The organism is Mucilaginibacter puniceus (assembly GCF_054783175.1).
In genome coordinates this window covers 219,484-234,975 of the sequence record NZ_BAAGRB010000002.1, presented here as the reverse complement: position 1 = coordinate 234,975, position 15,492 = coordinate 219,484, and the positions used below count along the sequence as shown (strand labels likewise).

At 39.1% G+C, this 15,492-nt stretch carries 16 protein-coding genes; 11 read left to right on the top strand and 5 right to left on the bottom strand.

Annotated features, from left to right (window positions below; translation table 11 throughout):
- The first annotated feature begins 47 nt into the window (after positions 1 to 47).
- The 8 genes from ACYVJ6_RS07900 to tnpA all read left to right on the top strand — a co-directional run bounded on the left by ACYVJ6_RS07900 (position 48) and on the right by tnpA (position 7,530).
- Entirely contained in the window at positions 48 to 1,007 is a 960-nt protein-coding gene (locus tag ACYVJ6_RS07900; protein ID WP_460693510.1) for a YpdA family putative bacillithiol disulfide reductase, read from the top strand.
- A 392-nt stretch (positions 1,008 to 1,399) separates the two neighbouring features.
- Entirely contained in the window at positions 1,400 to 2,065 is a 666-nt protein-coding gene (locus tag ACYVJ6_RS07895; RefSeq protein WP_460693509.1) for a GNAT family N-acetyltransferase, read from the top strand.
- Between the two features lie 76 nt (positions 2,066 to 2,141).
- Positions 2,142 to 3,338, top strand: a complete 1,197-nt coding sequence (gene argG / locus ACYVJ6_RS07890) for an argininosuccinate synthase (RefSeq protein ID WP_460693508.1) — start codon at positions 2,142 to 2,144, stop codon at positions 3,336 to 3,338.
- 2 nt (positions 3,339 to 3,340) lie between these two features.
- The gene (locus ACYVJ6_RS07885) at positions 3,341 to 3,691 is read left to right on the top strand and encodes a cupin domain-containing protein (protein ID WP_460693507.1); all 351 of its coding nucleotides are present in this window, start codon (positions 3,341 to 3,343) and stop codon (positions 3,689 to 3,691) included.
- Positions 3,669 to 4,667 (top strand): N-acetyl-gamma-glutamyl-phosphate reductase, encoded by a 999-nt coding sequence (argC, locus tag ACYVJ6_RS07880; RefSeq protein ID WP_460693506.1) that lies wholly within the window; start codon positions 3,669 to 3,671, stop codon positions 4,665 to 4,667. Before ACYVJ6_RS07885 ends, argC begins: the two co-directional genes overlap by 23 nt.
- A 55-nt stretch (positions 4,668 to 4,722) precedes the next feature.
- The gene (locus ACYVJ6_RS07875) at positions 4,723 to 5,865 is read left to right on the top strand and encodes an aspartate aminotransferase family protein (protein WP_460693505.1); all 1,143 of its coding nucleotides are present in this window, start codon (positions 4,723 to 4,725) and stop codon (positions 5,863 to 5,865) included.
- Between the two features lie 8 nt (positions 5,866 to 5,873).
- Positions 5,874 to 6,821, top strand: a complete 948-nt coding sequence (locus ACYVJ6_RS07870; RefSeq protein ID WP_460693504.1) for a Rossmann-fold NAD(P)-binding domain-containing protein — start codon at positions 5,874 to 5,876, stop codon at positions 6,819 to 6,821.
- Between the two features lie 247 nt (positions 6,822 to 7,068).
- Entirely contained in the window at positions 7,069 to 7,530 is a 462-nt protein-coding gene (tnpA, locus tag ACYVJ6_RS07865; protein WP_460693503.1) for an IS200/IS605 family transposase, read from the top strand.
- Between the two features lie 7 nt (positions 7,531 to 7,537).
- On the opposite strand, the gene ACYVJ6_RS07860 is transcribed toward tnpA, so the two are convergent.
- Positions 7,538 to 8,833 carry an NAD(P)/FAD-dependent oxidoreductase gene (locus tag ACYVJ6_RS07860; protein WP_460693502.1) on the bottom strand — a complete coding sequence of 432 codons (1,296 nt, stop codon included), beginning with the start codon at positions 8,831 to 8,833 and terminating at the stop codon, positions 7,538 to 7,540.
- A gap of 177 nt (positions 8,834 to 9,010) precedes the next feature.
- On the opposite strand from ACYVJ6_RS07860, the gene argB reads away from it, so the two are divergent.
- Entirely contained in the window at positions 9,011 to 9,808 is a 798-nt protein-coding gene (gene argB, locus ACYVJ6_RS07855; RefSeq protein WP_460694619.1) for an acetylglutamate kinase, read from the top strand.
- Positions 9,805 to 10,614, top strand: coding sequence for a pyrroline-5-carboxylate reductase (proC, locus tag ACYVJ6_RS07850; protein WP_460693501.1), 810 nt, complete (start codon positions 9,805 to 9,807; stop codon positions 10,612 to 10,614). Before argB ends, proC begins: the two co-directional genes overlap by 4 nt.
- 57 nt (positions 10,615 to 10,671) lie before the next feature.
- Here proC and gpmA read toward each other — a convergent pair whose 3' ends face one another.
- Positions 10,672 to 11,361, bottom strand: a complete 690-nt coding sequence (gpmA, locus tag ACYVJ6_RS07845) for a 2,3-diphosphoglycerate-dependent phosphoglycerate mutase (protein WP_460693500.1) — start codon at positions 11,359 to 11,361, stop codon at positions 10,672 to 10,674.
- A 63-nt stretch (positions 11,362 to 11,424) separates the two neighbouring features.
- Here gpmA and ACYVJ6_RS07840 point away from each other — a divergent pair, with 63 nt between their 5' ends.
- Positions 11,425 to 11,805, top strand: coding sequence for an SRPBCC domain-containing protein (locus ACYVJ6_RS07840; RefSeq protein ID WP_460693499.1), 381 nt, complete (start codon positions 11,425 to 11,427; stop codon positions 11,803 to 11,805).
- A gap of 71 nt (positions 11,806 to 11,876) precedes the next feature.
- On the opposite strand, the gene ACYVJ6_RS07835 is transcribed toward ACYVJ6_RS07840, so the two are convergent.
- From ACYVJ6_RS07835 to ACYVJ6_RS07825, 3 genes are all read right to left on the bottom strand, one after another.
- Entirely contained in the window at positions 11,877 to 13,280 is a 1,404-nt protein-coding gene (locus ACYVJ6_RS07835) for an OmpA family protein (RefSeq protein WP_460693498.1), read from the bottom strand.
- Positions 13,281 to 13,600: 320 nt separating this feature from the next.
- Positions 13,601 to 14,917 (bottom strand): OmpA family protein, encoded by a 1,317-nt coding sequence (locus tag ACYVJ6_RS07830; RefSeq protein WP_460693497.1) that lies wholly within the window; start codon positions 14,915 to 14,917, stop codon positions 13,601 to 13,603.
- A 73-nt stretch (positions 14,918 to 14,990) separates the two neighbouring features.
- Entirely contained in the window at positions 14,991 to 15,413 is a 423-nt protein-coding gene (locus ACYVJ6_RS07825) for an OsmC family protein (RefSeq protein ID WP_460693496.1), read from the bottom strand.
- Between the last annotated feature and the right edge of the window lie 79 nt (positions 15,414 to 15,492).

The window sequence follows — 15,492 nt, the reverse complement described above, 5'->3', positions numbered from 1 at the left end:
TCTTTAATCTTCAAACTTTAATCTTTAAAAACTGATTATCTTCGTACATGCTGGATATTCTCATCATAGGCGGTGGCCCCATTGGTATAGCTTGCGGGCTAAATGCCCAAAAGGCAGGTTTAAATTTTGTGATTATTGAAAAAGGATGCCTGGTAAATTCATTATACAACTACCCATCTACCATGACTTTCTTTTCTACCTCAGAAAGGTTGGAGATTGGTGGTATTCCGTTTGTATCCACAAATAAGCAACCCAACCGTACGGAAGCATTAGAATATTACCGCAGGGTAGCCACATCCAATAATTTGCCTATTAACCTGTTTGAGGAAGTAACCACTATCCTACCCGAGAATGATGGATATACGGTTAAAACAAGTAAAGATTCCTATCAAGCCAAACACATTATCATATCCACAGGATTTTACGATATAGCGGTTAAATTGAATATTCCCGGCGAAGATCTGCCTAAAGTACAACACTATTATAAGGACCCGCATTATTATGCCATGCAAAAGGTGGTAGTGGTTGGTTCAAGCAACTCGGCTATTGACGTAGCATTAGAGACCTATCGCAAGGGGGCTGACGTGACTTTAGTTATCCGGGGTGAAGAAATAAGCCAGCGTGTAAAATACTGGGTTAGACCCGATATTATTAACCGAATAAAGGAAGGTAGTATTAAAGCTTATTTCAATTCGGAACTGACTGAAATACGCGAGCATGAGGTCGACATTAAAACACCCGAAGGCAATATTACCATAGCTAATGATTTTGTGATGGCAATGACGGGCTATAAACCAAATTTTGATTTGTTGAAACGATGGGGTTTAAATCTGTCTGACAATAAACTGATCCCCGAATACAATCCGGATACCATGGAAACCAACTTGCCGGGCGTATACTTAGCAGGTGTTGTTTGCGGCGGTATGGATACGCATTTATGGTTTATAGAAAACTCACGCGTACATGCGGATATGATTGTGGATGATATAGCAGCGAAACTCAGATAATTAAATATAGGGTTAAGAAATTATTTAGCATATATCAATTTATTGTAATCTTAAACCTATTCATCCACCCACCTAATAAACTAATTAACATTTCTCTTGTATAAGTAAAAAATAATGCAAACTTTTGCATCAAATTTTAAATAAAGCAAATACTTATAAAAATGAACTTACAAAGCATAAATAAGCCAACTGTCAGAGCAAACTTTGCTCCGGTTGCCGCTGCTTTGGTTTCAACTGTTTTATTTTCTCCATCACGACGAAGGCTGTTTATCCCACGGGTTTAATTGTCAGCTATCCTATTGCCCGTCAAATTGAAGTTTTTTAAAACTTCATCTATCCAAAAAATATTTAATTATTACGGCCCAAAAAGCCAATAATATTTTTCTACTTAAATGACCATACAAGATTTCGATATTCAGGTTGCCACTGCACAACATGCAGATTATGCCCCCGCTATTTGCGATGAGATGGCACAATCGGCCAAAGCGCGTGGTACAGGCATTGCACAACGCACGCCTGAATATGTGGCTAACAAAATGTTAGAGGGCAAAGCCGTTATTGCTTTGCATAAAGATGGTACCTGGGCAGGATTTTGCTATATTGAGACCTGGAGCCACGGAGATTTTGTGGCTAATTCTGGATTAATTGTAGCACCAGAGTATCGTAAGGTGGGTTTGGCCAAAGCCATCAAACATAAAATATTTGAACTTTCGCGCGAAAAATATCCGGAGGCTAAGCTATTTGGCTTAACTACAGGATTGGCGGTAATGAAGATAAATTCGGAATTAGGTTATGAACCGGTAACCTATTCGGAACTTACCCAGGACGAAGCATTTTGGAAAGGTTGTAAAAGTTGCGTTAATTATGATATATTGACCATGAAAGAACGCAAGAACTGCATGTGCACCGCCATGTTGTTTGACCCGGCCGAAAAGGCAAAGGATGCAGAAAAAACAACGCAAGAAGAAAAAATTAAAGAGATCACCCATAAAGCTAACCTGTTTAAACGTATTGAAAGCGCAATAAAAAGCTTTGGGCAGGATTTAAAATTGTTTTAACCGTAGAGACGCAGTACTTTGCGTCTTAGATATATATACAAGACGCAAAGTATTGCGTCTCTACAAAGAATAAAAAATGGCAAAGAAAAAAGTAGTATTAGCGTATAGTGGAGGTTTGGATACCTCATTTTGTTGTATCTATTTAACTCGCGATTTGGGTTACGAAGTACACTCGGTTATTGTTAACACCGGTGGTTTTAGCGACGAAGAGTTAAAAAACGTTGAAAAACGTGCTTTTGAAATGGGCGTTACATCGCACCACGTGGTTGATGAGACTGAGAACTTTTATAATAGCTGCGTACGCTTTTTGATATATGGGAACGTATTAAAAAACAACACCTATCCCCTGTCAGTAAGTGCCGAGCGGGTTAGCCAGGCTACTGCTATTGCCAACTACGCCAAAGAAATTGGTGCCGAATTTGTGGCCCACGGTAGCACCGGTGCAGGTAATGACCAGGTAAGGTTTGATATGATATTTAATATCCTGATCCCTGAAGTTGGTATCATCACCCCTATCCGTGATTTAAAATTAAGCCGCGAAGCTGAAATTGAATACCTTAAAAAACATGGAGTAGAAATGAATTTTGAGAAAGCCAAATACTCTATCAATAAAGGTATTTGGGGTACATCAGTTGGCGGTAAAGAAACCTTAACCTCAAACTTGGGGCTACCAGAAGAGGCATGGCCTACACAAGTAACCGAATCTGAAACCAAAAACCTTGAGCTTGTTTTTGAAAACGGCGAGTTTGTAGGTTTAAACGGCGTAAAATACGATCATCCAACCAAAGCTATACAGGCTTTACAGGCAATTGCACAACCCTATGGTGTTGGTCGTGATATCCATGTGGGTGATACTATCATAGGTATAAAGGGTCGTGTAGGTTTTGAAGCTGCTGCGCCAATGATCATTATCAAAGCTCACCATACACTGGAAAAACACACACTAACCAAATGGCAATTAACCTGGAAAGACCAACTTTCTATGTTCTATGGTAACTGGCTGCATGAAGGTCAGTTCCACGACCCTATTATGCGTAATATGGAAGCATTTTTAACCGATACGCAGAAAAATGTAAGCGGAAAAGTATTTGTAGAATTACAGCCTTATCGTTTCCAGGTTGTAGGTATTGAGTCGGATCATGACCTGATGTCGAACAAATTTGGTAGCTATGGCGAGATGAACAACTCATGGAGCGGCGAAGATGTTAAAGGCTTCTCAAAAATATTTGGTAACCAGGTAATGATATATCATAAAGTTAATAACCAGGAATAATGATGAATACGGTATTTTCAAAAGGCGAATGTTTAGAACATTACACGTGGGGTGATGATTGCCACGGGTGGACCTTTGTTGATACCGATGCCCTATCTGTTAAGCAAGAACTAATGCCGCCAGATACAGCCGAAAAAATGCATTATCACGAAAAGGCTACCCAATTCTTTTTTATACTAAAAGGCAGGGCCAAATTAAAAATTGATGGTGAGGATGTAGAACTGAGAGAGCAACAGGCTATCCAGATCAACCCCAAACAAAAGCATTATATTGCTAACCATCAAAATACCGACCTGGAATTTATTTTGTATACTTATCCATCAGCAAGCAATGACAGAATCGACATCAAATAAAATAAAAGCCGGGATAGTTGGTGGTGCAGGTTATACCGGCGGCGAAATGCTGCGTATTTTAATTAACCATCCTAATGTAGATATTGCCTTTATACATAGCAATAGTAACGCCGGCAATTATATCTACGAAGTACATACCGATTTGTTTGGTGATACAGAACTGAAATTTACAGGCGAACTATCAACAGATATCGATGTATTGTTTTTATGTGTTGGACATGGCGATGCTAAAAAGTTTTTAGAAGCTAACGCGATACCTGATGCGGTTAAGATCATAGACCTGAGCCAAGACTTCAGATTAAGTCAAAATTCAACATTAAAAAGTAAAAGCTTTGTATATGGGTTGCCCGAGTTAAACAGAGAATCTATAAAATCAGCACAAAACATAGCTAACCCGGGTTGTTTTGCTACTACAATACAATTAGCGCTTTTGCCATTAACTGCAAAAGGTTTATTAAACAACGAAGTACATATATCTGCTACCACAGGTTCAACCGGTGCGGGGCAAAGTCTATCACCTACTTCGCACTTTACGTGGCGTAATGATAACCTTTCGGTTTATAAGGCATTTAACCACCAGCACTTGAATGAGATCGGCCAGTCGTTAAAGCAACTGCAGCCGGGATTTGATCAGGTACTTAATTTTATACCTTACAGGGGAGATTTTACCCGCGGGATATTTGCATCGGTTTACACCGAAAGTAGCTTGACTGAAGAGGAAGCACTAAAGCTATATCAGGATTATTATGCAGGTCATCCGTTTACCCATGTGACAGATCGTAATATCGATTTAAAACAAGTGGTAAATACCAATAAAGTATTTTTACAAGTTAAAAAATATGATAATAAATTATTTATTATCAGTATATTAGATAATTTACTTAAAGGCGCGTCTGGCCAGGCGGTTCAAAATATGAACTTGCTATTTGGCCTTGATGAACGCGCAGGATTACGATTGAAGGCGACCGGATTTTAATCCGACAGCCACCACCAACGTAACCCAATTATTTAAGTATTTAAAATTTAACACAATGAAATTATTTGATGTATACCCAATTAACCCCATTAATATTGTAAGTGGTAAAGGCAGCTTGGTTTATGATGACAAAGGAATCGAATATTTGGACCTCTACGGCGGTCATGCAGTAATATCTATAGGCCATACCCACCCCCATTATGTAAAAAGATTAGAAGATCAGTTACATAAACTGGGCTTTTATTCTAACTCTATTGAGATACCCTTACAAGTTGAATTGGCCGCAAAACTGGGTAAAGTGAGCGGTAAAGAAGATTATCAACTATTCCTGGTTAACTCAGGTGCGGAAGCGGTGGAGAATGCTTTAAAACTCGCTTCATTTTATAATGGCAAAAAGAAAGCTATTGCATTTACAGGTGCTTTTCATGGCCGTACATCTTTAGCGGTTTCGGTTACGGATAATCCTAAAATAGTTGCTCCTATTAATGAGACTGACGATATTATCAGAGTTACCTGGAAGGATGAAGCTGCTTTAGAACACGCTTTTGCTAACAATGAAGTTTCAGCCGTAATTATTGAGGGTATACAAGGCGTTGGCGGTATACAGGTTGCACCAGAAAGTTTCCTACAAAAAATAAGGTCGCTTTGCGATAAATATAACGCGGTATATATAGCCGATGGTGTACAATGCGGTTACGGTCGTACCGGAAAATTCTACGCGCATGATTTTGCGGGTGTTGATGCTGATATATATACCATGGCTAAGGGCATGGGTAACGGCTTCCCTATTGGCGCTATTAGTATCTCGCCTAAAATACAACCTGCTTATGGAATGTTAGGCACTACTTTCGGTGGTAACCATTTAGCTTGCGCCGCGGCTTTAGCGGTGTTAGAGGTTATTGAGCAAGATAACCTGATGCAAAATGCTGCTGAGGTTGGCCAATATTTAATTGACGAATTAAATAAATTTAAAGAGGTTACCGAAGTACGCGGCCGTGGTTTAATGATCGGTATTGATCTGCCTGCCGAGTTTGCGCATGCAAAAAAAGACCTGCTGTTTAAACACCATATATTTACCGGCGAGGCTAAACCAAACGTCATCAGGTTATTGCCTGCATTAAATTTAACCAAGGCGCATGCCGACCAATTTTTAGAAGCATTTACCCAAGTATTAAAGCCGGCTGCGGTTTTATCATAACTACTACTATGAAAAAATTTACTTCTGTAAACGACGTAACCGATCTGAAAGCTATTGTTGCCGAGGCATTGGAGTTAAAGAAAAATCCGTATGCTCATCAGCATTTGGGTAAAAACAAAACTTTAGGGCTTGTTTTCTTAAACCCAAGTTTACGTACCCGTATGAGTACCCAAAAGGCAGCCCTTAACCTGGGCATGAATGCCATGGTGTTGAATATCGATAAAGAAGGATGGGCTTTAGAGCTTCGTGACGGCGTTATCATGAATGGCACCACTGTAGAGCACATCCGCGAAGCTGCGGCTGTTATGGGCGAGTATTTGGATATTATTGGGGTTCGCTCCTTCCCGGGATTGAAGGACCGGGAGGAAGATTATACCGAAGTAATATTTAACAAGTTTGTGGAGTATTGTGGCATACCAATAGTTAGTTTAGAATCAGCTACCCGTCATCCGCTGCAAAGTTTGGCAGACTTAATTACTATTGAAGAGTTAAAAACCAAGCCGCGCCCTAAAGTAGTTTTAACCTGGGCGCCGCATATTAAGCCGTTACCACAAGCCGTACCCAACTCGTTTAGCGAGTGGATGTGTAAGGCTGATGTTGATTTTACCATCACGCACCCAAAAGGATACGAGTTAAGTACTGACTTTACACAAGGCGCAACAATTACCCATAACCAGGATGAGGCTTTGGCTGACGCGGATTTTATCTACGTAAAAAATTGGTCGGCTTATGAGCCTTACGGACAGATTTTTGAAGGTAATGAGGATTGGATGCTAACCAAAGAGAAGTTAAAGATCACCAACGATGTTAAGGTAATGCATTGCTTGCCTGTGCGGCGCAATTTGGAGCTTTCTGCCGAAGTTTTAGATGGGCCGAGTTCTGTTGTGGTTCATGAAGCTGGTAATCGCGTATGGGCCGCGCAAGTGGTTTTAAAACGGATGTTGGAGAATCTATAACTACTGTATATATAGGTTTTGCTCCTATGGAGCAAAAGAATATACATGTTTTTTTGTTACCGACATTGGGCTCCGAATGGAGCCTTTTATTTTGAAACCCATCTGGGAAAGTATCAAATATTGTTACGCCAGTGAAATTCTTAATTATCTTTAATCACAAACAAGTTGCCCCATCGGGGTAAAATGTCGGTAGCAAAAAAATGTAATTATATTTATATGCGCCGTAGGTGCATAAGATCAATAGCGAATGCCTAACACCTATACCCAAATTCATATTCAATGCGTGTTTGCTGTAAAATTCCGGCAATCAACAATACAAGAATCTTGGAAAGAAAGATTACACCAATACATAACAGGTATTCTTCAAAATCAAGGTCATAAAATGATTGCCATTAATAGTGTGCCCGATCATGTACATATTTTCTTCGGATTCCGACCTAACCAATCATTGTCAGACTTAATGCGAATACTAAAAAGCGACTCATCTGAATGGATTAATAAACAACAATTTTTGCCCTCATTATTTAGATGGCAGGAAGGCTATGGTGCCTTCTCCTATTCGCGGTCGCAAATAAGTAATGTTGTCAACTATATTGAAAATCAGGAAGACCATCATCGAAAGAAAACTTTTTTGGAAGAATACAAACAGTTTTTAGAACAGTTTGAAATAGAGTTTGATGAACGGTATATATTTAAAGAATTAGAATAGTCTTTGATTACTTTTCCGGTTCAACCGTTCTGGTTTTGCGGTTAAAGCTTCGGATGATCAAACGGTTATCGCTATTTTTCGTAAAGTAATTGATGGCCCATGTCAAAAACACCGATGCTTTATTGGCAAAGCCGGCTAACGACATAATGTGTACCAATCCCCATAGTAACCAGGCAAAAAATCCCTGGAAGTGCAGTTTGCCAATATCAGCCACCGCTTTATTACGGCCTATGGTAGCCATTGTTCCCTTATCATGATATTTAAACGGCTCGGTAGGCTCATTATTTATCAGGTGTATTAAGTTTTTGGCCAGATGTTTACCTTGCTGCATAGCTGCGGGTGCCACACCGGGGTGTCCGTTAGGATATTCTTCGCTGATCACAGCGGCAACATCGCCTATAGCAAATACATTTTGATAACCTTTTACCCGGTTTATTTCATCAGTTTGTATGCGTGAGCCACGTACAAAAGTAGCATTAGTCATTCCTTCAGGATATTCGCCTATTACCCCTGCCGCCCAAAATACGTTTCGGGTTTTAATGGTCATGCCATCATCAATCTTTAAGGTTAAGCCATCATAGCTTTCAACGTGTACACTATTGTAGATCATTACATCGCTGCCCGATAAAAACTGCTTTGCCTTAATTGATGCACCGGATGACATAGCGGCTAATAACCTGTCCTTGCCTTCAACCAGGTAAACTTTCATATCATATTTGCTTAACCCATGATAATCCTTATCTAAAATCAAATGTCGCATTTCGGCTAAAGCGCCGGATAATTCAACACCTGTGGGTCCGCCGCCTACTACCACAAAGGTCATTAGGGCATTCTTTTCGTCTTTATCAGAGGTAACCAGCGCCTTTTCTAAATGTTGCAGTATAAGCCCCCGCAGGTTTAACGCTTCGGGCATATTTTTCATGGGCATTACATTGTCTTCCAGTTCTTTATTCCCAAAAAAGTTGGTATCTGACCCGGTAGCTACCACCAGGTAATCATAATGTATTTCGCCAATATCGGTAGTAACTGTATTTTTTTCAGCATTTATAGTTTCTACATAAGCCAGGTTGAATTTAATGTTATTTTGATACGTAAATATGCGGCGTATTGGAAACACAATCGAATCAGCAGCTATCGCTCCTATAGCTACCTGGTACAACAGCGGCTGAAAAGTATGATAGTTATGCTTATCCAGCATTAATATATCAACAGGAGCATTTTTTAATTTTTTTGCTAATTGTAGGCCGGCAAAACCGCCGCCAATAATTACTACGCGGGGCCTGCTACTTTTTTGTTGATCCATGGATATATAATAAACTTGATAGCTGTAAATTAATCATTAGTACAGATAGTAACAGTTTTATTTATAACTGATTTACTGTAAAAGTGTTTTATGCCATCATTTTTTGGATTACATAGTTTAAACCATAATTCATCAGGATTTACTTATTTTAGCATCCAAATTATTTTATACTACAGCATGACACCCCTCCATATTATAAAAATAGGCGGCAACGTAATTGATAACTCCGAGCACCTGCATCATTTTTTAAAGGATTTTACGGCATTAGATGGGTATAAAATACTGGTACATGGTGGTGGTAAAGTAGCAACCCAGCTATCAGAGACCTTAGGCATTGAACCTAAATTGGTTGACGGGCGAAGGATAACAGATATTGAAACTTTAAAGGTGGTTACCATGGTTTATGGTGGTTTGATCAATAAAAATATCGTGGCCCAGCTTCAACGATATGGCACAAATGCGATTGGTTTAACCGGTGCGGACGGTAATTTCATACGCGCCAAAAAACGCCCGGTAAAAACTATTGATTACGGCTTTGTAGGTGATATAGATGAAAAATCTATCAACCCCAAAAATCTGGACAATTTACTTAAAGCGGGCTTCACTCCTGTTTTTTGTGCATTAACACACGACGGGGAAGGCCAGCTATTAAATACTAATGCTGATACCATTGCATCGGCTTTAGCCGTATCTTTATCCAAATTATACCATACCACTTTGATATATTGCTTTGAAAAGCGCGGTGTATTGCAGGATATTGACGATGATGATTCTATCATCAGAGAACTGGACCCGGTACGGTATGAGGAATTAAAAACAAAGCAAATAATTCACAGCGGTATGTTGCCTAAGCTGGAAAATGCTTTTACCGCTATATCATGCGGCGTTAAAGCAGTGGTAATAGGCCGGTCGGACGAATTAGGAGAATTAAAAAATAATAAGCCATTTGGCACACGATTAAGTAATAGTATATGAGCGCACAACAACATATTGCCATTTTAGGCAGCGGTAACATGGGTTTAGCATTAGCTAAAGGCTTGGTAAAAGCGGGTATTTATACACCCCAACAAATAACACTAACCCGCAGAAGCTTACCGCCATTGGCAGAACACGCTGCTAATGGTTATAATACTACTACAGATAATGCTAAAGCCGTATCCGGTGCAACTATTGTAGTTTTGGCAGTGTTGCCACAGCAATTAAATAAGCTATTGGCCGAAATAAAGCCGAGCATTAACCCTGCAAAACAGTTGTTGATATCGGTTATATCAGGTGTTAATTGTGTGGATATACGCCAGCAATTGGCTTTAGATGTGCAGGTTGTACGTGCTATGCCTAATACGGCTATAGCCATTGGCGAATCAATGACCTGCATAGCTACTGATACGGGATCAGAAGAGAATGTAAATTTGGTAAAATCAATGTTTGATACGGTTGGTGTAACTATACAAATAAATGAGGACCTGATGACTGCTGCTACTGCTCTTTGTGCCTGTGGTGTGGCATTCTTTTTACGAGCTGTACGTGCTGCTTCACAAGGTGGTACCGAAATTGGTTTCCACGCACATGATGCCTTGCAAATGGCCGCGCAAACCGCTAAAGGCGCTGCTGATCTGTTGTTAAAATTAGCGTCTCATCCGGAGAGAGAAATTGATAAGGTAACATCGCCAAAAGGCTGTACAATAGCAGGTTTAAACGAAATGGAACATAACGGTTTCAGCTCGGCTATGATAAAAGGCATTAAACTATCTGCTGAAAAAGCAGGCGAATTATATAAATAGAGCTACAAGCAGAAAGCTAAGAGGTTAAGCTCTGGTCTTTTTGCTTTAGCTTTCTGCTTACTCCAGGTAATAATGATTAATCCTATTCAAGTTATCATCCAACTCATATACCCATGGGGTAGCGGTAGGTATTTCCAGCTGCATAATTTCATCGTCAGAAAGATTATCCATATACTTTATTAGTGCCCGCAGGCTATTACCATGTGCACAAATAATTAAACGCTCTTTTTTTTGCAGGGCCGGGATAATTGTTTCGTTCCAAAAAGGTAACACCCTTTCTATAGTTCGGGTAAGATTCTCTGTAAGGGGCAACTCCTCTTCAGTTAAATCACTATATAAAGGATTAAAACCAGGATAACGTTTATCACCCTTGCTTATAGCCGGTGGATATTCGCCTGGGCTCCTGCGCCACTTTTGTACTTGTTCTGAGCCGTATTTAGCTATAACCTCGTCCTTGTTTAAACCTTGCAGCGCACCGTAAAAGCGTTCATTTAAACGCCATGTTTGCTGTATGGGTATGTGTAGTTGCCCCATTTCTTCCAACACAATATGCAGTGTTTTCACACTACGCTGTAATACAGACGAGTATCCTGCATCAAAAATATAACCTTTGCTTTTTAAAAGCTGCCCGGCATGTTTGGCCTGTTCATACCCTTCGGGTGAAAGGTCGACATCCGTCCAGCCCGTAAATCGGTTTTCACGGTTCCACACACTTTCCCCATGTCGCATTAATACTAATTTTAACATCTACTGTTTTAACACTAAAACTTATGATGAGTTTTTAATTTGATAAATGTTTAAATTGCGCCTGTGAAAGATTTTAAAAAATATTACGCCATCCCGGCTACCCCGGCAGAAGTTTATATGGCGCTAACCAACCCGGTTACCATGGAACTTTGGACTGGCGAAGAGGCAGAAATGTCAACCTTATCAGGATCTGAATTTTCTATGTGGGAAGGCAGTATTATCGGCAAAAACCTGGAGTTTGAACAGGATAAAAAAATCGTACAGCAATGGTATTTTGATGGGCAGACTGAAGAATCAATAGTTACCATTAAACTACATGCTGATAAAGCAGGTACATCTGTTGAGTTAAGACATACTAATATTCCGGATACTGACTATGATGATATGGTAGATGGCTGGAACAATAACTATTTTGGCGCCCTGGCAGATTTTTACGAGGGATAACAACTACTATATATGTAAAAAGCTCCGTGAAGTAATATCACGGAGCTTTTTTATTGTTATTTATTTGGGTTCTAGAATAAAGTAAACTCTACCCTACGGTTTTGTTGACGGCCAGCTGCAGTTTTATTAGTTGCAATTGGTTGCGTTTCGCCATAACCGGTAGCTTCAATACGTGATGCGTTTGCACCTTTACCTACTAAGTAAGTTTTAACAGATTCTGCACGGTCTTTAGATAGTTTTAAGTTAGCATCGTTTGAACCAACATTATCAGTATGTCCGGCTAATTTTAAGCTAAAGTTTTTCTCTATTAATAGTGCTGCAACCCTATCTAAACTTGGGAATGAACGTGGACGTAAAGTTGATTTACCAAAATCAAACTCTAAGTTTTTAATGGCTTCGTTTACAATCTTTCTATCTTGTTCTGTTACAATTACCCTAACATCCGGTCTTTGAACAGGAGCTACAGGAAGTGGACAGCCTGAACCATCAACTTTTGTACCTGATGGTGTTGCCGGACATTTATCGAAGAAATCAGGAACTCCGTCACCATCGCTATCAGCGCTAAATTTAGCCATGTTGGCATTGGTTGCATTTAAATCAGCTCTTAATTTATCGTTAGCGGCTTTTTGTGCAGCAAGTTCTGCTTTTTGTGCATCTATTGCCATTTGTAGTCTTTGCTCATCCATTAAGTATTCATTCCGTAATGAATTAACAGGGTTATGTGTAGCTAATTGTGGTTTTGATTTTGCACCTAAAGCAAACTCTAAACCAATGTGCCCATATGAAAATCTATCATTGTTTGATGCATAATTATATCCATCAAGGTTATCAGAGTTAACAAAAGCTACCTTGTAACCTAAATCAATGTTTACGCCTTTAGCTACGTTTAATTTAAAACCGGCACCTACAGGTACAAACAATTCGCTCACACCATGATCGTTACCCGATTTGAAATATATAGGCGGATTGCCATCACCCGGAGTTAAATATGGTGTATAGCCCATTATACCAACACCTGCAGTAAAGTAGGGTTGTATGCTGGTAGTTTTATAATGCCAGTTGATGTTTGACAGGTTAAAATGACCGCTCAAACTAACTGCATATTGCACTGATGTACTAACTTTGCTGTAGGCACTACTATTAAATGGCGCTCCACGCATGGCTGAATTAGCCGCTTCAATTTTACCACCTAAGTAATCAACTTGTAAACCAAAAGATGGCAATATTTGCTTTTTGATATAAGCACCATAACCCAATTGAGCTTGTGGTGTCATAAAATCCTGGCGACTGTTATTTTGTAAAGGTGTGTAGGTACTCAGTATACCAGCATTAACACCTATTGACCAGGTACGGAAGGCGGCATCGCCTGAAAAAGGTTGTACATAATTTGCATCCGGTGCTGTCTGTGCAAATGCGCAGGTTCCCAGCAATATTCCGGTTAAAGAGAAAGCGGCTTGTTTTAAAATTGTTTTCATGGTATGAGTTTTTATGTTGACTGCTTATATTTTATATAAACATTACATAGGTTAGGCAACATTAATGCCATTAACCAAACTGTACCAAATAAACTACAATTGAATATAGTAAAATGCTATGCAAAACGCTTTAAATCAATTATTTAACTACTATTTAAATAATTAGCAAATGCTGTTTTTGTTGACCTGTTATATATGAAATTAATGCGTTTAATAATATACAATATTGTATTAATAATGATTATTTATACATTTAATATGATATATTTCATAAATAAAAAGCCGCTTAAAAGCGGCTTCAATTATCATATTTGGGTTAATTATTTTAATGTGAATTCTACACGGCGGTTCTGTTGCCGACCTTCGGGAGTGCTATTAGTTGCAATAGGTTGTTCACGGCCATAACCTATTGCTTCAATTTTTGAAGGATTAACACCCCGGCCTATGAGGTAAGTTTTTATAGCCTCTGCCCTATCTTGTGAAAATTTTAAATTTACATCCGTTGGACCCACATTGTCAGTATGGCCCTCTAATTTAAGGCTGAAACCTTTTTCAATAAGTAATTGGGCCAAGATGTTCAAACTGGGGAATGAAGATGGCCTTAATTTAATGCTGTTAAAATCAAACTCTAAATTATCTACAGCTTCTTTAACTACTTTTTTATCATCTTCGGTTACGTATACTATTTTCTCTTCTGCCTTAGGTAACACCAGCGGGCAGCCGGAACCATCAACTTTAGTACCTGATGGTGTTGCAGGACATTTATCATAAAAATCAGCTACCCCATCATTATCGGTATCTGTAGTTATTTTATTGTAGTTATTTGTAAGATCGGTTTTTAATCTTTCATTAATAATCTTTTGGGTCATCAATTCTTTTTGCAAAGATTGTCCCTGTAGTAAATATTCGGTACGCATAGAAGCTACCGGGTTATGTGTAGCCAATTGTTGTTTATCGCGCGATCCTAAAGCAATTTCAATCCCAAAGCGCGGGTAATAAAACCTATCGCGTACATTACCCAAAACTAAGCCATCAAAATTATCGGCACTTACAAAGTTTACTACGCAACTTAAATCAAGGTTTACACCTTTGGCTACCTTTACCTTTAAACCCGCTGCCAGTGGTATAAAATAGGATTGTATTGGTGCCTGACTGTAGCGTGTAGTAACCGGTGGTATAGCCAAATCTGTCAATGATGGCTCGTAAGCCATCATGCCTACACCGGCACTTATGTACGGGTATATCAAACCTGTTCTGTTACGCCAGTTTATATTGGCCAGTATCAAATTAACACTTAACGATGCCGACCAATTGATTTTGGTTGTATATTGTGAATACTGATTATTGAGTGAATTTTCTGCATTAACTTTACCGGCCATAAAATCGGCTTGTATCCCTAATGTAGATAGTATTTGTTTTTTTATAAAACCACCATAACCATATTGGTAACTTGGTGTAGCGTAATCATCGGCAAATGGCATTGTAAACCCACCATTTATACCAACAGACCATGTACGAAAATTGCTGATATTTGAAAATGGTTCAACATAGGCCGAATCCAGTTCCTGGGCAAATACACCCAAGCTTAACAATACTGCAGGAATTACTAAAAGCGTCTTTTTAAAAAAGGATGGCATGTACTGTATTTATTGCGATGCCTAATTTAACATACTTCAACAGAAACACAAGTATATATTTATAAACAATTAGTTATTCATGTGTAAAAACTTCCCATTTAATATGGGCACCGGCTTGCTCTAATGTTGCCGCTACAGAGCAGTATTTACCAACAGATAATTCAACTGCCTTTACCGCCTTATCATGGTTTACATTTCCGTATAAATGAAATTCGATAGCTATTTCTTTCCATAATGATGGTTCAACCCCTGCTTCCCTCTCACCATTAACTATCATTTTGTAGTCACGCACTTCCTGGCGTTGCTTTTTTAATATACCAATAACATCAATAGCCGAACATCCTGCTAATCCTACCAACAACAATTGCATTGGGCGCGCACCATAATTTTGACCACCGTTATTGGGGTTGGTATCCATTTTAATAATGTGGCCATTTTCATCCTTGGCATCAAAGCCGTAGTCGCCGTTTACACGTGAAAGTTCAATTTTAGGCATAGTAGTTTATATCATGTAACAATACAGCTAAGTTAATGCATTTGCTGTTTTAAAATTGTGGTCACCCTAACATTTATGT